This window comes from Desulfoprunum sp., assembly GCF_053613775.1.
The window spans coordinates 452,186-473,677 of the sequence record NZ_JBSHXH010000008.1 but is presented as its reverse complement, the minus strand read 5'-3'; the positions used below and the strand labels follow the sequence as shown (position 1 = coordinate 473,677).

The 21,492-nt window shown below is 61.9% G+C and carries 21 protein-coding genes and 2 pseudogenes; 19 read left to right on the top strand and 4 right to left on the bottom strand.

Going from position 1 to position 21,492, the window contains the following annotated elements:
* Window positions 1–45: 45 nt before the first annotated feature.
* The gene (locus tag ACWGKN_RS16920; protein ID WP_035228424.1) at window positions 46–1,011 is read right to left on the bottom strand and encodes a glycosyltransferase family 9 protein; all 966 of its coding nucleotides are present in this window, start codon (window positions 1,009–1,011) and stop codon (window positions 46–48) included.
* A complete protein-coding gene (locus tag ACWGKN_RS16915) occupies window positions 1,001–1,399 on the bottom strand; it encodes a DUF6165 family protein (RefSeq protein ID WP_035228173.1) in 399 nt (132 codons plus the stop codon). Before ACWGKN_RS16915 ends, ACWGKN_RS16920 begins: the two co-directional genes overlap by 11 nt.
* 319 nt (window positions 1,400–1,718) lie before the next feature.
* On the opposite strand from ACWGKN_RS16915, the gene ACWGKN_RS16910 reads away from it, so the two are divergent.
* From ACWGKN_RS16910 to ACWGKN_RS16890, 5 genes are all read left to right on the top strand, one after another.
* Window positions 1,719–1,967: a GlsB/YeaQ/YmgE family stress response membrane protein gene (locus ACWGKN_RS16910; RefSeq protein WP_035228178.1), complete on the top strand. Its 249-nt coding sequence runs from the start codon at window positions 1,719–1,721 to the stop codon at window positions 1,965–1,967.
* Between the two features lie 109 nt (window positions 1,968–2,076).
* Window positions 2,077–3,216 carry an MlaE family ABC transporter permease gene (locus tag ACWGKN_RS16905; protein ID WP_424252663.1) on the top strand — a complete coding sequence of 380 codons (1,140 nt, stop codon included), beginning with the start codon at window positions 2,077–2,079 and terminating at the stop codon, window positions 3,214–3,216.
* 4 nt (window positions 3,217–3,220) lie between these two features.
* Window positions 3,221–3,970, top strand: coding sequence for an ABC transporter ATP-binding protein (locus ACWGKN_RS16900; protein ID WP_035228180.1), 750 nt, complete (start codon window positions 3,221–3,223; stop codon window positions 3,968–3,970).
* Window positions 3,967–4,986, top strand: a complete 1,020-nt coding sequence (locus tag ACWGKN_RS16895) for an MlaD family protein (RefSeq protein WP_452095673.1) — start codon at window positions 3,967–3,969, stop codon at window positions 4,984–4,986. The genes ACWGKN_RS16900 and ACWGKN_RS16895 overlap by 4 nt, the downstream gene beginning before the upstream one ends.
* The gene (locus ACWGKN_RS16890) at window positions 4,983–5,609 is read left to right on the top strand and encodes a PqiC family protein (RefSeq protein ID WP_452095672.1); all 627 of its coding nucleotides are present in this window, start codon (window positions 4,983–4,985) and stop codon (window positions 5,607–5,609) included. The genes ACWGKN_RS16895 and ACWGKN_RS16890 overlap by 4 nt, the downstream gene beginning before the upstream one ends.
* A 25-nt stretch (window positions 5,610–5,634) precedes the next feature.
* Here the strand turns inward: ACWGKN_RS16890 and ACWGKN_RS16885 are convergent, their stop codons facing one another.
* Window positions 5,635–6,072, bottom strand: coding sequence for an acyl-CoA thioesterase (locus tag ACWGKN_RS16885; protein ID WP_452095671.1), 438 nt, complete (start codon window positions 6,070–6,072; stop codon window positions 5,635–5,637).
* Between the two features lie 492 nt (window positions 6,073–6,564).
* On the opposite strand from ACWGKN_RS16885, the gene mads1 reads away from it, so the two are divergent.
* The 7 genes and pseudogenes from mads1 (at window position 6,565) to ACWGKN_RS16850 (ending at window position 11,895) form a co-directional block, all read left to right on the top strand.
* On the top strand, window positions 6,565–6,756 hold the full coding sequence (mads1, locus tag ACWGKN_RS16880; protein WP_035228186.1) for a methylation-associated defense system helix-turn-helix domain-containing protein MAD1: 192 nt from the start codon (window positions 6,565–6,567) through the stop codon (window positions 6,754–6,756).
* Window positions 6,749–7,540: a hypothetical protein gene (locus ACWGKN_RS16875; protein WP_035228187.1), complete on the top strand. Its 792-nt coding sequence runs from the start codon at window positions 6,749–6,751 to the stop codon at window positions 7,538–7,540. The genes mads1 and ACWGKN_RS16875 overlap by 8 nt, the downstream gene beginning before the upstream one ends.
* On the top strand, window positions 7,527–8,078 hold the full coding sequence (locus ACWGKN_RS16870; protein WP_035228190.1) for a BREX protein BrxB domain-containing protein: 552 nt from the start codon (window positions 7,527–7,529) through the stop codon (window positions 8,076–8,078). The genes ACWGKN_RS16875 and ACWGKN_RS16870 overlap by 14 nt, the downstream gene beginning before the upstream one ends.
* Before the next feature lie 14 nt (window positions 8,079–8,092).
* Window positions 8,093–8,887: pseudogene (locus ACWGKN_RS16865) on the top strand (BREX system P-loop protein BrxC); the annotation flags it as partial.
* Between the two features lie 332 nt (window positions 8,888–9,219).
* Window positions 9,220–9,511, top strand: a pseudogene (locus ACWGKN_RS16860) (peptidase); the annotation flags it as partial.
* Window positions 9,512–9,652: 141 nt separating this feature from the next.
* The gene (locus tag ACWGKN_RS16855) at window positions 9,653–10,450 is read left to right on the top strand and encodes a sodium:calcium antiporter (RefSeq protein WP_452095670.1); all 798 of its coding nucleotides are present in this window, start codon (window positions 9,653–9,655) and stop codon (window positions 10,448–10,450) included.
* A 59-nt stretch (window positions 10,451–10,509) separates the two neighbouring features.
* Complete coding sequence (locus tag ACWGKN_RS16850; protein WP_452095669.1) at window positions 10,510–11,895, top strand: malonyl-CoA decarboxylase; 1,386 nt, start codon at window positions 10,510–10,512, stop codon at window positions 11,893–11,895.
* Between the two features lie 111 nt (window positions 11,896–12,006).
* On the opposite strand, the gene ACWGKN_RS16845 is transcribed toward ACWGKN_RS16850, so the two are convergent.
* The gene (locus ACWGKN_RS16845) at window positions 12,007–12,582 is read right to left on the bottom strand and encodes a YajG family lipoprotein (RefSeq protein ID WP_035228209.1); all 576 of its coding nucleotides are present in this window, start codon (window positions 12,580–12,582) and stop codon (window positions 12,007–12,009) included.
* Between the two features lie 347 nt (window positions 12,583–12,929).
* Between ACWGKN_RS16845 and ACWGKN_RS16840 the strand changes: the two genes are divergently transcribed.
* From ACWGKN_RS16840 to ACWGKN_RS16810, 7 genes are all read left to right on the top strand, one after another.
* Window positions 12,930–13,631 (top strand): CerR family C-terminal domain-containing protein, encoded by a 702-nt coding sequence (locus ACWGKN_RS16840; RefSeq protein WP_052159807.1) that lies wholly within the window; start codon window positions 12,930–12,932, stop codon window positions 13,629–13,631.
* Window positions 13,628–14,662, top strand: coding sequence for an efflux RND transporter periplasmic adaptor subunit (locus ACWGKN_RS16835; protein WP_035228211.1), 1,035 nt, complete (start codon window positions 13,628–13,630; stop codon window positions 14,660–14,662). The genes ACWGKN_RS16840 and ACWGKN_RS16835 overlap by 4 nt, the downstream gene beginning before the upstream one ends.
* Before the next feature lie 27 nt (window positions 14,663–14,689).
* Window positions 14,690–16,663, top strand: coding sequence for an ATP-binding cassette domain-containing protein (locus ACWGKN_RS16830; RefSeq protein WP_452095668.1), 1,974 nt, complete (start codon window positions 14,690–14,692; stop codon window positions 16,661–16,663).
* Window positions 16,660–17,793 (top strand): ABC transporter permease, encoded by a 1,134-nt coding sequence (locus tag ACWGKN_RS16825; RefSeq protein WP_035228217.1) that lies wholly within the window; start codon window positions 16,660–16,662, stop codon window positions 17,791–17,793. The genes ACWGKN_RS16830 and ACWGKN_RS16825 overlap by 4 nt, the downstream gene beginning before the upstream one ends.
* A 3-nt stretch (window positions 17,794–17,796) precedes the next feature.
* The gene (locus tag ACWGKN_RS16820; RefSeq protein ID WP_452095667.1) at window positions 17,797–18,924 is read left to right on the top strand and encodes an ABC transporter permease; all 1,128 of its coding nucleotides are present in this window, start codon (window positions 17,797–17,799) and stop codon (window positions 18,922–18,924) included.
* Window positions 18,925–18,949: 25 nt separating this feature from the next.
* A complete protein-coding gene (locus ACWGKN_RS16815) occupies window positions 18,950–20,254 on the top strand; it encodes a TolC family protein (RefSeq protein WP_035228221.1) in 1,305 nt (434 codons plus the stop codon).
* Window positions 20,255–20,404: 150 nt separating this feature from the next.
* On the top strand, window positions 20,405–21,379 hold the full coding sequence (locus tag ACWGKN_RS16810) for an undecaprenyl-diphosphate phosphatase (RefSeq protein ID WP_424255043.1): 975 nt from the start codon (window positions 20,405–20,407) through the stop codon (window positions 21,377–21,379).
* Window positions 21,380–21,492: the final 113 nt, after the last annotated feature.

The following is a 21,492-nucleotide window of genomic DNA, read 5'->3' as shown; positions in this document are numbered from 1 at the left end:
TGTCGCAATAAAGCAGGGCGGCGACAGGAGAAGGTAAGGATCCGATCAGATTTTGGTTTGCCGCGATGAGGAGAGGGCAAGCAGCGGTGCCAGCCGTTGCCAGACGGTGACAACGGCCAGGTCGCGCAGGTCGGCCTGTTCAATCCAGTCGAAACGACCGTGCTGAATGCCGGAAAAGGTGGGGGGGATATGGTTGCTGAACAGGGCCAACCCCGGCCGCTGCAGGTGGACGGCAATATGGGTCGGCCCGGTGTCGTTGCCGACCACCAGCGCCGCCCGACGAAGGATCCCTGCCAGCCGAAAGATATCGAGGACACGACCGTCGTCCTCGAGCAGCACGTGGCCGCCGATGCCCCGGCAGAGCTCGACCTCACCCGGACCGGGAACGGTCGCGATCTGCCAGCCCGCCTGCCGCATTCTCTCCGCCAGCTGCCGGTAATACGGCCAGCGTTTCTCCGGGTGTTCGGCCGATCCGCCTGGAACCAGGACGGCGAAGGGGCCGGTCAGGCCCGCCCGCCCGAGGATGTCTCCGACATCCTCGGCCATCCAGGAGACGTCACAACGGAGGGTATGCTGAACCGGAACCCCGGCCATGGCCAGGCAGAGGGCGAAATGGTCGGCGGCGCAACGGTCGGCCGGCCGGCGGCAGCATACCGAGCAGCCCCTGGCTCCGCCCACCCAGGGGGTGCCGCGGAGAAACCAGCGGTAGTAGCAATCGGTGCGGCCCACCTGCTGCAGGTCGTAGACCAGTTCGAAGGCTTCCCGCCTGAGGCGGCGGCGCAGGGTCAGCATGCAGTCGAGGCGCCAGCGACCGGCCCGTGGATCAATAAAGATGCAATCCACCCAGGGGCAGCGCTCCATCAGCCGCCGGTACGGCGGGGTGGTCATCACCGTGATCTCCGCATCCGGATGATGGAGACGGATATCGTGCATCGCCCCTTCGGCCTGGACGATATCGCCCAGGGCGCTCAGCTTGACGACCAGGACCCGCCGCGGCTGCTCACTTGCCATCGGCATAGGCGGTGTAGGATTTCTCCTCGACCACCTGCGAGCCCATCAGGCTGTTGATCCGGTATTTCAGGTCGGCCCGCCGGTCGTTGGTGAAATAGACCGACCGCGCCAGTTCGATGAACCGCTCCTCGAAAACCTGCTCCCTCTCGCAATCCCTGATCGCATCCTCGATCTCCCACAGCCTCCCGTTGACCTCGCGCAGGTCCGCAACCAGTTCGGCAAGCCCATCGGGATCTCCCCCCAGGCGGTCACGGACCTCTTCCAGCAGCTTGAGCTCGCTTCTCACGTTGGCAAGCTTGGCGGCATCCGTCATCCGTTCGCTCTTGATCTGCAGGATCGTGATCTTGTCGAGGAGTTCTCCCCAGGACACGGGGATCAGCAGGGACATGTTCGTTCTCTCTTCCAGGTTTGTCGGTAATGAAAAGGTTTGGGCGGCTCCCGCCCCACCATATCGGGTTCGGCATTATCGTCAAAAGGCGGCTGAAAGTCAACCACGGCAGCATCCCTGACTGCGCCCCGGGTATCAGGACCTTGCCTCCATCAGCCGGGAAAAGAGGAGGGGAATCTTCTCCACATCCTGATTTGACTTTCCCTCCCTGATCACATAACCTCTTAAGAGAAAGAGACAAAATATCCGGGACGACCGGCTGCCGCACGAATTGCCGTCGGCAGCGGCACACGCGATTACACCTACTCGGAGGACAGTCATGGGAATTCTCTCCTGGATCGTCATGGGGCTGTTGGTCGGGATCGTCGCCAAGTTCATCATGCCGGGCGGGGACTCGGGCGGAATCATCATCACCATCCTGCTGGGCATCGGAGGCGCCTTCGTCGGCGGCTATGTCGCCTCCTTCCTCGGGATCGGCTCGTTCACCGGCTTCAATCTCGGCAGTTTTCTGATCGCCACCGGCGGCGCCATCCTCATCCTGATTCTCTATCGAGCGGTAAGAAGATGATCGTCTCGATCCGGCTCGCCCCCGCCGTTCGGGTTCCCCGTGCCTTCAGCCCCCATGCGGCCGATCGCCCCTGGCCGGGTACGTGTGACCCGAGCGGCCGGTGACCTCCATGGCAAACAAGAGGGACGCCCGGCAGTGGCGTCTGGCCACGCAACCCCTGGATGCATCGACACTGGAGATCACCTTTTCCGGCCGCTGGTGCCTCGACCAGCGGCTCCCCGCACCCGACGACCTGGCATCGACGCTGACAGCCGGCACCTCCCGTCTGACCTTCAGGACCAACCTGTCGTCCTGGGATTCGGCCTTCCTCGCCTATCTCTCCGTCCTGATCAGGCTGTGCGCCGCCAGGGGCATCCAGGCCGACCAGGACGGCCTGCCGGAAGGGGTCCGGCACCTGCTGGCGATGGCCGCCGCCGGGCCGGAGCAGAAGATCGCCGGCCGGGGCGAGGGCCGGCACAACTTCCTCCATCGGATCGGGGCGGCGGCGGTGGAATTTTTCCATGGCGCCCCGGAGATGCTGCGCTTCCTCGGCGAGGTCATCTTTTCCTTCGGCCATCTGCTGTCCGGCCGGATCCGCCTGCGGTGGCGCGACCTGTGGTGGGAGATCGAGGAGGTCGGGCCGCGGGCCCTGCTGATCGTCTCGGTCATCAGCTTTCTCGTCGGCCTGATCCTCGCCTACCTCGGGGCCGACCAACTGCGGATGGTCGGGGCCCAGATCTTCATCGCCGATCTGGTGGCGATCGGCATGGTGCGGGAGATCGGGGCGCTGATGACCGGCATCATCATCGCCGGCCGGACCGGCTCGGCCTTCGCCGCCAAGCTCGGGACGATGCAGGTCAACGAGGAGATCGACGCCTTCAGGACCCTGGGCATCTCACCGATCGACTTTCTGGTGCTGCCCCGGATCATCGCCCTGATGCTGATGGTGCCGCTGCTGACCCTCTATTCCGGCTTCGTCGGCATACTGGCCGGGCTGCTGATCTCCACCACCATCTTTGACATCGGCCTGTTCGAGTATTACAACGAAACCATCAGCGCCCTGGAGCTCAAGCATTTCGCGGTCGGCCTGGTCAAGGGCAGCGTCTACGGCGCGATGGTCGCCTATTCCGGCTGCCTGCGGGGCATGCAGTGCGGCCGCAGCGCCGAGGCGGTCGGCGAGGCGGCGACGTCGGCGGTCGTGACCAGCATCCTGCTGATCACCATCTCGGCCTCGATTCTGACCATCCTTTTCTACCAGCTGGGGATCTGACATTATGGCGACGGCGGTTCCCATCGAAGTCCGCAACCTGACCATGGCCTACGGCGAGTACGTGGTCCAGCATGACATCAACTTCACCGTCAATCGCGGCGAAATCTTCATCATCATGGGCGGCAACGGCTGCGGCAAATCGACGCTGATGCGGTCGTTGATCGGTCTGCAGCGACCGGCCAAGGGGACGGTGCTGTACGACGGCGAGGATTTCTGGCATGTCGAGGCCGCCGAGCACGAGCGCCTCAAACGCCGGCTCGGGGTCATGTTCCAGGGCGGGGCGATGTGGAGTTCGCTCACCCTGGCCGAGAACGTCGCCCTGCCGCTCGGCGAATATACCGATCTGTCTTCGCATCTGATCGACGAGATCGTCTCCTTCAAGCTCGCCCTGGTCGGGCTGGCCGGCTTCGAGGATTTCTACCCCGCCGAACTGAGCGGCGGCATGCGCAAGCGAGCCGGCCTGGCCCGGGCGCTGGCGCTCGACCCGGAGATCCTGATCATCGACGAACCCTCCTCCGGTCTCGACCCCTTGACCGCCCGCCATCTCGATCTCCTGATCCTCGAACTGCGCGAGAACTTCGGCACCACCATCGTCATCATCACCCACGAACTGGCCAGCATCCTCGGAATCGGCGACAGCTCGGTCTTTCTCGATACCCAGACCCGGACGATGATCGCCACCGGCAACCCGAGAGAGGCCCTGCAGAGCGGCGATCCCCGGGTCCGTCATTTCCTCACCAGGGGGGAAGCATGAGCAGAAAGGCCAATCCCACCCTGATCGGCACCTTCGTGCTCGGTGCCCTGATCCTGGCGATCATCGCCATTCTGCTGCTGGCCGGTGACGAGTGGTTCCGGGATCGCCAGCAGTACATCATGTATTTCGACGAGACCGGCCAGGGGCTGCAGGCGGGGGCGCCGGTGGTCTTCCTCGGCGTCAGGGTCGGCACCGTCAAGCACATCCGGATCGGGCTCGAGGAGGAACACCAGCGCTTCAAGGTGCAGGTGACGATCGAGCTCGACCTGCAGATGATCAGGACCGGCGGCGGCGAGGTCATCGCCCCCGAAGACCGCCTGACCATCGGCCAACTGGTGGAGAAGGGCATGCGGGCCCGGCTGAAGATGCAGAGCCTGCTGACCGGCCAGCTCTATATCGATCTGGCGTTCTATCCCGGCAAGCCGGCCCACTTTGTCAACAAGGCCCGGGACGGCAACGAGATCCCGACCATCCCGACCACCGTCGAGGAACTGGCGTCGATGCTGGAGGATTTCCCGATGAGCGAGTTCCTTGCCGATCTGGCGTCGATCGGGGCCTCGATCAGCAGACTCCTGTCATCGTCGGCGATGGCCAATATCCCGACCAGGCTGGAGGCCACCCTGGCACATCTGGAATCCGTGGCGGCCCGACTCGATACCAGGGGCGGACCGCTGCTGGCCGAAGCGGAAACCGCCGTGACCGACCTGCGCCGCGCGATCGATGCCGTCCAGTCGGCGATGGCCAAGGTCGGCCGGGCCGCCGATCAGGTCGGCGCCTTGACCGCCGGCGACTCCGGCATCGCCCGGGATATTGCCCGGGCCGGCACGGAACTGGCCAATGCGGCGCAGGCGATACAGCAGCTTGCCGACGACGAGTCCCCCACTGTCCAGCGCATCAACGCCTCGCTCCAGGAGATTTCCCGGGCCGCCCGGGCGCTGCGCCTGCTGGCCGAAAACCTGGAGCAGCAGCCGGAGGCCGTTCTCCGCGGCAAAAAATCCGAGGAGGAATCACCATGATGGAGATTGTCTGCCGCTGCCGGCACCGCTTACCGGCCATCCTGGTCGCCATCGCCCTGCTGCTCCCGGGATGCACCCGTTCCCGACCGGTTGCCTATTACCAGCTCACCGCCATCGACGCCGAACAGACCGTCGTCGAATCGGCAACCACCGCCGACCTCGGCATCGGTCTCGGTCCGGTGCGGTTGCCGGAGATACTGGATCGGCCGCAGATCGTCATCCGCAGCGGGGCCAACCGGATGGAGGTCATCGACGGCCGGCGCTGGATCGAACCGCCGGCCGACAACATCTCCCGGGTCCTCAGAGAAAACCTCGCCGTGCTGCTGGCGACCGAGCGGATCGTGGCCTATCCCTGGAACCGAACTGCCGCCTTTGATTACCAGATCTCGATCGAGATCCTCCGTTTCGAGGGGCAAGGGGTGCGTGAGGCGCAACTCGAGGCTGTCTGGTCGGTACGGGACCGGCAGGGGAAATCGCTTGTCCCCGACCGGCGGGACAGGTTTCAGGTGCCGTCCGCCAGCCCGGACTACGAAGGACTGGTCCGGGCCCTCAGCGAAACACTGTCGCAGTTGTGCCGGGAAATCTCCCGGGAAATCAGAAATCTGCCCGCCACCGGACAATAGCCGCAACCGGGATGTTCCCGGTTGCTCAGGGTTCAAAACCGTCGGCCGGCAGCGGGAAAACCCTCGCCACTTCGGGGGGAATGGTTCGGGGACGACCGCTGGCGGCATCGACGAACACCCATTCCGTCTCGCCCCGGGCCAGCAGGGCGTTATCGTGTTCGCGGATGAACCGGTAGCGCCGGCGGGATCGCGCCCGTCGAAAATCGACCACCCAGGTCAGCGCCACCACCTCGTCGCCGGCAAAGGCCGGAACCAGATATTCGATATTGTGGGATCGCACCACCCAGGTCGCACCAAGCGCCTGGACGATCCGGGTCCCATCGGCCGAATCGGCGTGGCGGATGGCGACATCCTGCATCCATTGGACATAGACAACATTGTTGACATGACCGTTCCGGTCCAGGACACTCTCCGGAACGATGAACCGGTTACGGAAGACGGCATTCGACAAATCCTGTTTCATTGCTCCACTTTTCCCCCAACAGTTTGACAAACGTTGCTCCAGCATCCGATTGTCCCGTTTTTATCCAGAAACTTCAAGGCCTATGATGCTCTGTTCGACTCGACAGCGGCACGGGCGGGCCTCCTCCATTTGACTGCAAGTGCTGCAGCCGGGTGACTAACGCAATTCAACGCTTTATTCAAGGTTACCATTCTGTAATTGTGACAGCCCTTCACCTACGGTACCCTCTGAACCGGGAAATATTGGAATGATCAATTCACGAGAAGCTGGAGACCTTCACCGACGCCGGACACGAAAGAATCTCGACATGGATCTCAGTCGGACAAACTCGGTTAAAAAGGCAAACATTGCCTTGACATTTCCCCCTCGGCCTCGTAGTCCTATTGATGATTTAGTCCGACCAAGCCGAATGAGAGTGGGTATAGCCCTCTCAAATTTCAACTTGTGCTTTATCAGCTTTCGAGTTGGTAACGAGCACACGGAGTGAAGACAATGGAAGACAGATGGCTATCTGTAGATGAGATCGGGGTTTATCTCGGTGTAAAGCGGGATACGGTCTACAAGTGGATCAGTGAAAAAGCCATGCCTGCCCACAAAATCGGTCGTCTCTGGAAGTTCAAGAAAGACGAAATCGACGAGTGGGTGCGTAAGGGCGGGACCGTGACCAGTGATAAGCATGACTGAAAGGCAAATTCATCTACTTCGGTTCGGGTTCGCCTTTCCGCAAGGCTCTCCCCATGTTTCGCGAACCATGATGTTGACCGAATTGACCAGCCTTCTGGAATATATGTCAACCACAGATGCCGCTAAAACAGATTATACTCGCGCAATTGTCGAAGACAACTGCCTGGCGAAACGGACAGAAAAAAATCGGCAGATATCAAAACGATTTTTGGTCGAGCTCTATTCACTTGACCCAGGCAGACTGCTTTTTCGTTCTTTGCTCTTTTTCTGGCAACGAGATCCTGCAGGTCGTCCTCTTCTGGCACTTCTCTGTGTGTATGCACGCGACGGTCTCCTCAGGTCCACCGCTAAATACATATTAAACCTTTCTCAGGGAGCATCGGTTTCTCGACACTCAATGGAGGTTTTTTTAGACGGCCTTGATCCGGGGCGATATAGCCCGGCGAAGCTTGCCTCAAACGCCAAGAATTTAAACGCGACATGGACCCAATCCGGTCACCTCGATGGGAGGGTCAGAAAAGTACGCTCCCGTGCCAATCCGACAGCCGGAAATGTTTCCTACGCTTTGCTCCTTGGCTATCTTACAGGTGTCCGGGGACAGGCACTTTTTCAAACGGAATACACCAAGTTGCTTGATTGCCCCTTCGACAAGGCCACCCAGCTTGCCGAAGAGGCCTCTCGCAAAGGGTGGATTGTGTTCAAACGTGTAGGCGACGTCATCGAGGTTCTGTTCCCGAACTTGATCAATCAAGAAGAAATGGAGTGGCTTCGTGAGCAGAGTTAAACGGCTTATACAGTCCTACAGCAAATACATTTCCGTCCCGTGGCGCGATGATGCCTCCGCTGCACAGCGCGTGATCTTCTGTGTCTACAACGAAAATGAAGAACGCTGGTTGCGGGCCAAAGTCGATGAATTTGAAATCGTCACCCGACAGGCAGGCCACGCATGGGCCATGTTCGACCTGACGGATACCTTTGCCATTTGGCTCGCCTCGCAACGGTATGCCAGAAGTTACTTCCAGAAGCCGCACCTGCTCTCCACGCTGCTGCCGAAATACCTCGCTTTCATCACCGAGGAGTTCGAGTCATTCCTCCAGAAGAACGATATCGGAGCTGATTCCGTCGTTGCGCTCCAGGGCGTCGGGACACTTTTCGGCTTTCTGAAAGTGAAAGAAGTCGTCGACAAGTTGGCCCCCATGGTCAAGGGGCGGCTGCTGGTCTTCTTCCCGGGCAGCTATGAAAACAACAACTACAGGCTGCTGGATGGCTATGACGGGTGGAATTATCTCGCTGTACCGATCACTGCGGACAAGGAATATTGAACGAGGAATTGATGATGAATAATCGTGACATTTACCAAAAAGATCCGGCCACCCGAAAACTGGTCAACGAGGGTGTGGCAAGCGTCAACGACGAGAAGACCAGCCAGGCGCTGGCGGTACTCCGTTACGAACTGGAGACCTTCGTTTGCGACGGCCAGTATGAAAAAGGGATGGCCCACATCCTCGAGACCTACTTGCAGAACATCGACCAGGCGCAGCAACCGGCTGTTTGGGTCAGTGGTTTTTACGGTTCAGGTAAATCGCATCTCGTCAAAATGCTCCGGGCGCTTTGGGTTGACACGGTTTTTGAGGATAGAGCTACTGCTCGAGGCATAGCCAGCCTGCCGCAAAGCATCCGTGACCACATCAAGGAGTTGAGTACCCAGGCCAAACGCCATGGAGGCTTGCATGCGGTATCTGGGACATTGGGCTCGAGCTCTCGTGACAAGTCGGTTCGAATGGCGCTGCTGGGATTAATTTTCCGATCCGCTGAGTTACCTGAGCAATACCCGATTGCCCGCTTCGTCATGTGGCTCAAGCACGAAGACATCTATGGCCAGGTTCGCGCCCATGTTGAGCAGAATGGTTTCAACTGGGACGAGGAGTTGGACAACTTTTATGTGGCAGAGGGCCTTCATGACGCTCTGGTTCAAGCCAAGCCCAAGCTCTTTTCATCGTCCGTATCCTGCGTCGAGACCCTGAACAATCTCTACCCTTACGTTCAGGACATTTCCAGCGATGACATGCTCAAGGCCATTCGGCAGGCGCTGACGAAGGATGGCAAATTCCCGCTGACATTGGTTGTTCTGATGCCACTGCCCGGCGTCTGCCGCCAGGAGCGCCTCCATAACGCAAAATCCCTCATTTTTCCTGGTAGATCGGCTTATCGGCCTGAGAGGTTCATGCCCACTCCATCGCATCTGCCTTCGGCCAGACCTCTGAAGACAGGTCGAAACTGATGATGGGACCGAGGACCCATATGGTCAACTATGCCTCGACAACCCTGCCTGCCGGAACGACAAGGGACCACACCAATGGAGTCCTGGGCTCAAGTATGATACTGTCTCATGATATGCGGGGAAGAGCTGTGTCTGTATCCCGTTTGCCCGGGCGACCTTTATCTGTGTGTATCCGTTCCCCGGGCGCAAAGCTCGGCATGGCATCACTGATTGCGTCTGCACAGCTTATTGAAGAAAAGCGTACGCGGCGGTCTGATTATCGTGGGAGAGATCAATCTAGGCGGCTCTATCGAGTCGATTCACAACCCAGTCACCATTGCCGAGATTGCGGTTGAGAAAGGTGCTTCGGCGCTGTTGATGCCGGTGGCCTGCCGTCGGCAGCTCTTTGATCTGTCGGATGATATGGCAACAAGGATCGACATTCAGTTTTATTCTGATGCCAGGGATGCCCTCCTGAAGGCAATGGTAGAGTGAAGCGAATGAGCATCGAGAGTTCCGTTATACAGAAACGAAAGCAGGTACACAAACTGCACAATGTGTATTACCGTTCCCCGTGAAATCGACCCACGCCCCCGGATTGCTGTCGGGGGCGGAACTCCCTCCGCAGCTCGCTCCATGAATGCAATGACCGATTACACTATCCTGATCATTGGTGTGGTATGCGCCGGAATCGGCGGGGAGATCTTCGTCCGCGGAGCAGTAGGGCTGTCCCATTGGGCGCGGATTTCTCCCGGCATTATCGGCGCAACCGTTGCCGCATTCGCCACGTCGAGCCCGGAATTGTCGGTCTCGATCCGTGCCGCCCTGTCCGGAACGCCCCAGATCGCGCTGGGAGACGCCCTGGGCAGCAATATCATGAACGTCGCCTTCATTCTCGGCCTCGCGTTGGTGATTTCCGGGATTCAAACACCCCGTAACACCGTACAACGCGATTTCCCCGTCGCCCTGCTGACCCCGGGCATCACCGGCCTTCTGTTGGTGGATGGCGAACTTTCCCGGATCGACGGTCTCCTGATGATGCTGATGTTCATCGCCTGGCTTGTCGCCACGTGTGTCGAGGCCCGCAGGCAGCTGAGCGTCGTGGAGGCGGTCCTTGGCGAACACCGCATCCTGCTGATAGTGCTGTCATCCATTGCCGGCCTGGCCATCATTCCAATCGCGGCGATCATCCACCCCATCGTCGTGCCATGGCGCGAGCTGCTCATGGCGCTGGTTTTTGGTTTCGTATCACTGGCATGTACCTATCCAACGCGTACAGGTTACATTGAACGCAGACGGGGGGGTATTGCTGTTGATACTCTATCTATTCTATCTCAAAACGATTTTTCAACTGCAGGCGAGCTGACAGGCACCCACGATACATGCTTTTTGCCGATTGCCCCTGTCATTTCCTTCATTCCCACGTTAAGATGACGAAAACGGTTCTGTCGATCTCCCCTATCACCCTGTTTCCATAGCTTACAGGAGGATCCATGCGCACTGCGGATGAACCCATCTGGGACTGGACCCTGCGACGAATTCGGAGAATCTGGCCCCTTGGTGACTCTGGCAAATTGAAAGACGTGGTCGAACCGGATCTGCCGACCGGCGATCTCGATAAACTGCGGAAAAAAATCAAGGCCTGCCTCGACGGGCGCGGCGGCGAGATGTCCGCCAGGGCCAGGGCCGCTGAACTCGGCGAGGCCTACCTGGTCCTCAATCCCCAGGGGCGCCGGCGCTTTCTCGAGCTGCTGGCCACCGACTACGATGTCGACAACGATGCCGTCGAGGCCGCGATCGAGCGGCGCCGGGCCAGCGAAGGCCCGGAACAGCTGCAGCAGGCGACCAGCGACCTGCGCCGCCAGCTGGAACCGCCGCGGACCAGACTGCTGCGCCAATTCAACGAACTCCGGGAAGGGGTCAAATTCCTCGTCGACCTGCGGGCCGAGCTGATGCCGTGGGCCCGCGAGGACCCGGCGCTCGCGGCCCTCGACCAGGACGTCTTCGGTCTCCTGGCATCGTGGTTCGACATCGGCTTTCTCAACCTGCAACAAATTACCTGGAAGACGCCGGCGGCCCTGCTCGAAAAACTGATCGAGTACGAAGCGGTCCACGCCATCCGCTCCTGGGACGACCTGAAGAACCGGCTCGGCGACGACCGGTGCTGCTACGCCTTCTTCCATCCACGGATGCCGGAGGAGCCGTTGATCTTCGTCGAGGTCGCCCTGGTCAACGGCATTTCGACCAATATCCATGACCTGCTCGACGAGCAGGCTCCGGTGATCAATCCGAGAAAGGCCGACACGGCGATCTTCTACTCGATTTCCAACTGTCAGAAGGGTCTTGCCGGAGTGAGCTTCGGCAATTTTCTGATCAAGCGGGTGGTCAGGGACCTGAGCGCCAGGATGCCGAATCTGAAGAACTTCTCGACCCTGTCGCCGATCCCCGGATTCATTCACTGGCTGCGGACCGAGGCCCGCGAATCGGGGCTCAGCGAGCGCGAGATACGGGTGCTCGATCTGCTGCAGCCGGCCGAAAACGAACCCGGCCTGCTCGATATCATCCGCGGCGGCGATTCCGCCGCGACCAACAGCAGGAATGCCCTTCAGGTCCCGCTGCTGAGGCTCTGCGCCCGCTACCTGACCTCGGCGAAAAAAGGCCGGCAGGCACTCGACCGCGTCGCCCATTTTCACCTCGCCAACGGCGCCCGGATCGAACAGATCAACTGGGCCGCCGATCTTTCCGACAAGGGCCTCCACCAATCGGCCGGGATGATGGTCAATTATCTCTACAAACTGCCGGATATCGAGAAAAACCACGAATCCTACAGTGGCAAAGGCGGGGTCGCGGTGTCATCGGCAGTCCGGAAACTGCTCTGAGCCACTGCAAAAAAAATGGTGGAGACCAGGACGGGGAATTCTCCGTATGAGCTCCACCATTGATCGAAGGCGGCAATCGCAAAGGCAAGTGGCTTCTTGCTGATTGGAGGCTCAGTTTCCGCCCCGGATAGACTCGCGGATCTGGCCGTCGCCAAGGATTCGCTGGAGCACATCCGAAAGCTGGACGTTCAGCATCTTTTCAAGATCGGCGATGCTCGGCTTGGTCGCCGTTTCCTTGCTCTCCTGGCGATTATAGTCCTTGGTGAGGACCGACCCCCGATTGTTGATCGTCAGTTTGATCCGGCTCCTGGCAACCGACTTGTACAGCAGCCCGCTCTTGGTCCGGCCGACCGTCACCAGCAGCTCCTCCACCGCAATCGTTACCACCACCGGCGTCTGGCCGCCGCGCAGGAGCCCCTGCTGGCTGAAACCGTCGGCCAGACGTTCGGCCAGCAGGACATGGGGCGCCACCTGATTGACCAGTATGGGCGGATCGTTAGAGACCGTATAGATGACGACCTGTTGCTGGGGCCGGTTATCCTTGCCCTCGACGGTGATGAGAATTCCGGGAGGATACACCCCGGCCGGTTGTTCGGCCAGTTCCGGGTTGAGGTTGGTCTTGTTCGGCCCCGTACCGGCACAGCCGGACAGGATGACAGCCATGAGCACCAGCAGCAGTTTTTTCATCGGTATTCCTCTCGCCTCGTTGTTTCAGGAACGACGCCCCTGTTCGGCACCTGCACCCTCGGAAATGACTGCTATGACCCGATCTCGTTATCGCTGTCGCCGCAGCCGAAACCGCCAAAGGGCCCGGCACCCCCCCATAAGTCGATTCAACTGTTTGTATTCACTAACATAAAATAAATCATCCCTCAAGCCTTATTTACCCTTGCCGTCATTATCGCTCCTCGATGGTCATGAATACAACTGCAAACGAGCTGACCAGCCGGACTGCCATGACAATTTTTGCTTGCAACGGTTAAACAGTTGTTTTACTCTTCTGTTTGAATCACTTGTTTAACAAGAGGAGCGCCTTGACTGGACCATCCACGACAAAAGAGAAAATCCTCGAAGCGGCCGGCGACATCTTTGGCCGCGAAGGGTTCAAGGCGACGACGATCCGCCGGATCGCCGAGGCCGCCCGGGTCAATGTCGCCGCCATCAACTACCACTTCGGCGACAAGGAAGGGCTGTACGCCGCCGTTCTCGAGCATGTCTTCCATACCGGCTTCACCCGATTTCCCTCCCATGGCGGGATCGACAGCGACATGCCGGCCGAGCGGCAGTTGTTTGTCTTCATCCGGTCCATGTTCTACCGGCTGCTGAGCAGCGAGGGATGGGGCGGCCGCCACGGCAAGGGAAGGCTGATCGCCCGCGAACTGCTCGATCCCTCCCCGGCCTTCGAGGCCGTGCTCGACCAATACATCAAGCCGCACAAGGAACTGTTGCTCACCATCCTCGTCGGTATCATCGGGAAGCATCGAGGGCCGGAGGTCCTGCTCCCCTGCGCCGTCAGCATCATCGGCCAATGCCTCTACTATGCCCTGGCCGCACCGGTTGTCAAGAGGATCACCGGCAGCGAGATCCCGATCGAGACCCAGCTCGACCGACTGTCCGATTTCGTCTGGCGTTTTTCGCTCGGAGGTATCGCCGGGATCGTCAGCGGCGGGGGTGCAGGGAGCGTCCCCGACCCGCAGCCCCACTCCACCCCCTTTTCCCCATCGAATGAGCCATGAACAAACGGATCCGCATCGTTGCCGTCGTTGTCGTCCTGGTGGTGCTCGCGACCTTCATCTACAACCGCCTCGATCACCGTGACGATTCCGCTTCCCTCAGGATTTCCGGCAATATCGAGGTGACCGAGGTCCAGATGAGCTTCAGGATCCCCGGCAGGCTGGAACAACGTCTGGTGCAGGAAGGAGATGCCGTCACCGCCGGACAGCAGGTTGCCATGCTCGAGGCGACCGACCAGCGGATCGCCGTGGCCCGGGCCGAGGCCGACCTGGCCTATGCCCGGGCGGTCCTGGCCGAACTCCTGGCCGGCAGCCGGAGCCAGGAGATCCAAACAGCCAAAGCCGAATACGACCGGGCGGTGGCGATGGAAAAATCGGCCGTCGTCCAGCTCGACCAGGCCCGCCTCGACCACGACCGCTACGCTGCCCTGTACAAAGAAGGCGGAGTCAGCCGCAAGGCCTTCGAGAACTACCGCACCCTCCACGAGACCGCGAAAAACGCCCGGGACGAGGCCCGGTCGCGGGTGGCCGCCGCCGCCGAGCAGCTCGATCTGCGGCGGGCGGGGCCGCGGCCGGAAACGATCGACCAGGCCCGCGCCAAGGTCGCCACGGCGGCGGAGACACTGAAGCAGGCCAGGCAGCAGCTCAGCTATACCGACCTGCTCGCACCGGTCGACGGCGTTGTCCTCAGCACCTCGGCCGAGGCCGGCGAATACCTCAACCCCGCCGCGCCGGTGCTGACCATCGGCGAGACCGCCCGGCCTTGGCTGCGGGCCTATATCAACGAGACCGACCTCGGCCGGGTCAAACTCAATCAGGAAGTCAAGGTGACCACCGACTCCTACCCCGACAGGGTCTACACCGGCAGGATCAGCTTCATTAACAGCGAGGCCGAATTCACCCCCAAATCGGTCCAGACCTTCGAGGAACGGGTCAAGCTGATGTATCGGATCAAGATCGACCTCGACAACCCGGAAGGCCAGCTCAAACCGGGGATGCCGGCCGATGCCCTGATAGAGTTCAGCCAACGATGAATCAGCCGCCACGAGCATGAACCGTCAATGGGACCAGAACCGGTGACACCCCAATCCCTCCCGGCGATCCAGGCCGACGGCTTGAGCAAGGTCTTCGGGCCGCTGACCGCCGTCGACGGCCTCAGCCTGCAGGTCTTTCCGGGGGAGATCTTCGGCCTGGTCGGCCCGGACGGGGCCGGCAAGTCGACGAGTCTGCGGCTGCTCGCCTCGATCATGGCCCCCTCCGCCGGCTCGGCCAGGATCGCCGGGTTCGACGTCGCCACCGAGGCCGCGCAGGTCAAGGACCAGCTCGCCTATATGAGCCAGCGCTTCGGGCTGTACCAGGATCTCACCGTCCTCGAGAATATCGACTTTTACGCCGACATGTACGGCGTAGCCAGAAGGGGCCGGCAGGAGCGCATCGGCGAACTCCTCGATTTCAGCCACATGCGGCCCTTTCTCCACCGCCGGGCCGGCGACCTGTCGGGCGGGATGAAGCAGAAGCTGCAGCTCGTCTGCGCCCTGATCCACACGCCGAAGGTGCTGCTGCTCGATGAACCGACCAACGGCGTCGACCCGGTCAGTCGCCGCGACTTCTGGCGCATCCTCCATAAGCTGCTGCAGGCCGGGGTGGCGATACTGGTCACCACCGCCTACCTCGACGAGGCCGAACGCTGCGACCGGGTCGCCCTGCTCGATCGGGGCAGGATCCTCGCCACGGGCAGTCCCGACGAGATCAGGCGACTGATGCCGGGCAGGATCCTCACCATCCGCAGCAGCCGGGCCCGCGAGGTCACCACGATCCTGGAGGGCCGCACCTCCGCCACCGCCGTCAACACCTTCGGCGATTCGGTGCACCTGGTCTGTCCCGATATCGACCGGGCCACCGAGGAGGCCCGCCGCCTCCTGGAGCTGGCCGGCGTCGACTGGGATCACATGAAAGAATCGTCCCCCTCGCTGGAGGATGTCTTCGTCAGCGTCCTCGACCGCACGGACGGCAGCGCCGCCGGACCGGAGCCGACCGCCCTCTTTGCGCCGCCGCCTGCCGCTGCCGCCGGCGACGGCAGCGTCGTCACGGTCGAGCGCCTGACCCGCCGCTTCGGCGACTTCGTCGCCGTCGACGATATCGGCTTCCAGGTCAAAAGAGGGGAAATCTTCGGCTTTCTCGGACCCAACGGGGCCGGCAAGAGCACGACCATCCGCATGCTCTGCGGGCTGCTGCGCCCCACCGCCGGCACCGGCACGGTCGCCGGGTTCGATATCCGCCGCCAGGCCGAGGAAATCAAGTTGCACATCGGCTACATGAGCCAGAAGTTTTCGCTGTACGAGGATCTCAGGGTCGAGGAGAACATCGATTTCTACGGCGGCATCTACGGCCTCGCCGGCGACCGGCTCGACCGCCGCAAGTCCTGGGCCCTGGAGATGGCCGGCCTCACCGACCACCGCCGGAGCCTGACCGCCATCCTCAGCGGTGGCTGGAAGCAGCGTCTGGCCCTGGCCTGCGCCATCCTCCACGAGCCGCCGATCATTTTCCTCGACGAGCCGACCAGCGGCGTCGACCCGCTGAGCCGCCGCCGCTTCTGGAATCTGATCTCCACCATGGCCGGCCAGGGGATCACGATCTTCGTCACCACCCACTACATGGAGGAGGCCGAATACTGCGACCGGATCGCCCTGATCTACGGCGGGAAAATGATCGCGATCGGATCGCCGCTGGAGCTGAAGACCCGGTTCATGCACGACGAGATCATCGATCTCCGCTGTCCCGACCCGCTGGGCCTGGTCGCCGCTCTGCGCGCCCTGCCCGAGGTCCGCGACGCCTCGCTGTTCGGCTCCGGCCTCCATATCGTTGCCGCCGATGCGGCCGCGGCATCCCGGGCCATCACCCGCCTTCTCGACGACCTGAACATGAAGGATACCTCCCTGACAACGATCCTGCCGAGCATGGAGGATGTCTTCATCTCGATGATCGAGGAGGTCAACCGCCGCCAGGGCCCCGGCGGACAGGGGGAACGGCCATGAATCCGCGCCGTCTGGCCGCCGTAGCCAGAAAGGAGACGCTCCACGTCCTGCGCGACTGGCGCAGCCTGTCCCTGGCGCTGGCCATCCCCCTGGTGCTGATCCTGCTCTACGGCTACGCCCTGACCCTCGATCTGCGGCTGGTGCCGACCGTGGTCTGGGATCAGTCGAAGACCCCGGCCAGCCGTGAGTTGCTCGAGCTCTTCGCCGGTTCGCCCTACTTCTCGATCCGCAGCCATCGTGACGGCTATACCGGCCTGCAGCATGACCTCGACAGCGGCGCAGCGATGATCGCCCTCGTCATCCCCGCCGATTTCGCCGCCCGGGTCGACGCCGGGCGGCCGGTGGCGATCCAGGTCATCGGCGACGGCAGCGACGCCAACACCTCCCGCCTGGCGATGACCTACGCCACCACCCTCGGCGCCATCTACGCCGGCAATGTCGCGGCGGAACAGAAGGAACTGCAGGGCCGCGGCCGGTTGCGACCGGCGGTCGTGATGGAGCAGCGGTCATGGTACAACCCCGACCTGCGCAGCCAGACCGTCCTCATCCCGGGGATCATCGCCCTGGTCATGGTCGTCGTCGCCGCCATGCTGACCAGCACCACCATCGCCCGCGAGTGGGAGAGCGGGACGATGGAGCAGCTGATCAGCACCCCGCTCACGGCCCCGGAGCTGATCTTCGGCAAGGTCGTCCCCTACTTCGCCATCGGCATGATCGACGTCGCCCTCGCCGTCTTCATCGGCCGGTGGGTCTTCGATGTCCCGATCGTCGGCAACGCCGGCCTGCTCTTCGCCCTGGCTGCCCTGTTTCTCACCGGCATCCTGTTCTTCGGCCTGCTGCTCAGTATCCTCCTCAAGTCCCAGGTGCTGGCCAACCAGATGGCGATCATCACCGGCTTCATGCCGACGCTGCTGCTCAGCGGCTTCGTCTTCGCCATCGAGAACATGCCGGTGCCGCTGCAGATCCTGACCTATATCTTCCCGGCCCGCTATTTCATCGCCATCCTGCGGGGGATCTACCTCAAGGGGATCGGTCTCGACATCCTCTGGCTCGACGCGGTGTTTCTCGGCGTTTACGCCCTGATCATGATCGTTGCCGCCAACCGCGCCTTCGCCTTCAAGCTGGAGTAAGCGATGTTCAACCGGATCCGGAGAATGCTGATCAAGGAATTCCTGCAGATGCTGCGCGACCCGCGGATGCGGGTGGTCATCTTCGGGGTGCCGGTGATCCAGATGACCGTCATGGCCTTCGCCCTGACCACCGACGTGATGAATATCCGCACCGCCGTCCTCGACATGGACAAGACCCCGGCTTCGCGCGAATTGATCAGCGAGTTCACCGGCGGCAACTATTTCCGCATCGTCCACTATGCTCTGGCGGAACGGGAACTGGCCGAGCTGCTCGACCGGAGCGAGGTGCGGGCGGTGCTGCGGGTGCCGGCGGGATTTGCCGACGACCTCGCTTCCGACCGCACCGCCAAATTCCAGTTGATCACCGACGGCACCGACAGCAACAGCACCGCCATCGCCCTCGGCTACGCCGGCATGATCGTCAGCGCCTTTAACGACCGGAAACAGACCGAGCGCCAGGACCGCAAAGGCCTCACCACCCCTCTGGTCCAACTCGACACGGTCAGCCGGGCCTGGTTCAACCCCAACCAGGAAAGCCGGTTCTACTACGTCCCGTCGCTGATCGCGGTCATGCTCTTCATCTTCAGCATCATCCTCACCAGCATCGGGATCGTCCGGGAAAAGGAGATCGGCACGATCGAACAGGTGATGGTCACGCCGATCCGCGGCCTCGAGTTCATTCTCGGCAAGACCATTCCCTACATGATCACCGGCTATATCTCGATGTCGATCATGCTCGCCGTCGCCTACGTCGTCTTCGGCGTCCGGATCCAGGGTAGCCTGCCCCTGCTGTACCTGCTGTCCGGCATCTACCTCGTCGGCAACATGGGCCTGGCGCTGATCATCAGCGGCAGTGCCGCCACCCAGCAGCAGGCCCTGCTCACCAGTTTCCTGGTCCTTATGCCGTCGGTCATGCTCAGCGGTTTCCTGTTCCCGATCCACAACATGCCCGCCCTTGTCCGCTATGCCACCATGCTCAACCCGATGCGCTGGTATCTCGAGATCCTGCGCGGCATCGTGATGAGGGATGTCGGCGTCGCCACCCTCTGGCCGAGCATCACCGCCCAGACCGTGCTGGCCGGCGCCTTTGTCGCCATCGCCGCCGCCGGATTCAAGAAGACCATCTCATGACCGGACCCTCTTCAAGGTACAGCCCATGAACCGATTCCTTGCCCTTGTTTTATCCCTCACCCTGCTGCCTGCCGCCGGCCTTGCCGTGGCGGCCCAGGGACCACTTCTCACCCTCGACGAGGCCCTCGCCATCGCTCTCCAACACAGCCCCCTGATCAGGGAGGCCGCGGCGATCCGGGACGGCGCCCGCCAAGAGGTCAGGGCGGCCCGGGCCGATCTCCTGCCCAAGGCCTCGGCCCAGTACGGCTATTCGCTGCTGGAGGACGAACCGTACCAGCGCATCGGCGGGGTCCCGATGGTGGTCGGCGATGACGATGTCCACCGCTGGGACCTGTCCCTGAGCCAGCCCCTGTTCACCGGCTTCGCCGTCACCAGCCGCCACGAGATGGCGAAGATCGGGGTTGAGATCCGGGAGTTGGAGCGGCAGCAGCAGATCGTCGCGGTGAGTCAGGACCTGCGGGTCGCCTGGTTCGAGGCCCTGCTGGCGGCCCGGCTCAGCCTGGTCGCCGACGCCAACGTCACCGCGCTGACCGCCCACCGCGATGACGCCGCCGGGTTTTTGGCCCAGGGCCTCAACGCCCGCAACGATCTGCTCAAGGCCGAGGCCTCCCTGGCCAACGCCATCCAGGAACGGGAACGGGCCAGGGCAGCGAGCGAGGTGGCCCGCAGCCGCCTGGGCTGGATCATGGGGCGCGAGATCGAACCGGGCCGGACCCTGGAGGATTTCACCGCCGTCACCACCCGGCTTCTCGAGCTGCAGCCCCTCTACGACGAGGCCCGGCGCAACAGCCCGGTACTGAAGAGCTACCGGCTGGGGCTCGACAGCCTCGACCACGCCATCACCATCGCCCAAAGCGGCTACTATCCGACCATCGCCGTCAACGGCAAGTACGAGCGGAACGGCAGCGACTTCGGGGCCGAAACCAACGATTTCGCCAACGATCACAACGCCAGCGTCACCCTGACGGCCAGATGGGATTTTTTCGAATGGGGCAAGACCGGGGCCACCGTCGCCAAACAGCGGTATTCGAAACAGGCCTTGACCGAAAGGCAGCGGGAGGCGGAGGAGCAGATCCGGTTGGCCGTGAAGCAGGCCTGGCTCGACCTGCAGGTCGCCGAAAACAGCATCGCCGCCGCCCAACAGGGGAGGAAACAGGCACAGGAGAACTGGCGGATCACCAACCTTCAGTACCTCAATCAGGTGATCACCTCGACCGAGGTCCTCGACTCGCGGACCTTGCACAGCCAGGCGGAGAGCAACTACTACCGGGCCCTGTACGGCTACCGGATCGCCATGGCCCGATTGGAGAAGGCCCTCGGTCGAAAATAGTGGTGCCACCCTCATTGCGCTGTATTGTGGCCAGGCAACATCAAACTTGCCATCGGCTGGAGGCCATGGTAGGTTCATGCCGTATTCCCGAACCACTCTCACCGGGCACCATCGCCTGATTCCGCAAGCCGACAAGGTCCTTCCCCGAGCATGACGCCGATCCGCTCTCTCCTTCTCCTGTTCATCTGCGCCGGCCTCTGGCTGGGCAGTCAGCCCCCGGCGACCGCTACCGGCGAGCCTGTCGGCCAGGCAGCAGTCGGGCCACCGGCGATGAGCGTCGGTCAGGCCGCCATCCTCGGCGTCGTCGAGGGACTGACCGAGTACCTGCCGGTCAGTTCCACCGGTCATCTTCTCCTCGCCCAACGGATCATGGGCATCGACGGCGATAGCGTGGGCAACGGCGATCAACGTTCCCAGGATGCCGTCGAGGCCTATACCATCTGCATCCAGGCCGGTGCCATCATCGCCGTCCTCGGCCTCTATTTTCGCCGGGTCCGCCAGATTTTCGCCGGGTTGGCCGGCAGGGACCCCGTCGGCCTCCGCCTCCTCGTCAACATCATCGTCGGCTTCCTGCCGGCGGCGGTCATCGGCCTGCTGTTCAACGGCACCATCAAGACCTGGCTGTTCGGCCCCTGGCCGGTGGTGACCGCCTGGCTGACGGGAGGTCTGGCGATCCTTGCCGTCCACTGGCACCGGCAATCGCAGCCGCAGACCGCCCGGAACGGGGTAGCCCTGGATGATCTGACCTGGAAAATGGCCCTGGTCATCGGCCTCGCCCAGTGCATCGCCATGTGGCCGGGGGTCAGCCGCAGCCTGATCACCATCGTCGGCGGGGTGCTGGTCGGGATGTCGCTGCCGGCGGCGGTCGAATACAGTTTTCTACTGGGCGTCCTGACCCTGGGTGGGGCGACCGCCTATGACGCGGTCAAACACGGCGAGGAAATGCTCCAGATCTTCGACCCCCTGTCCCTGACCGTCGGCCTGGTCTTCGCCTTCCTGTCCGCCGTTGCCGCAATCAAATGGATGGTCTCCTACCTCAACCGGCACGGTATGGCTATCTTCGGCTACTACCGGGTCTGCCTCGGACTGGCGGTGGCGGTTCTGCTCGCAACCGGGAAAATCTGATTTCTCTGTCCGCAAAGACAGACAAAGGGGTTTGACGGTTCCCGGGACACCCTGTTTGTCAATTGACAAAATCAGCTTGAAAACTGTATTCTTCCGTACTGGTTTTCTGGTGC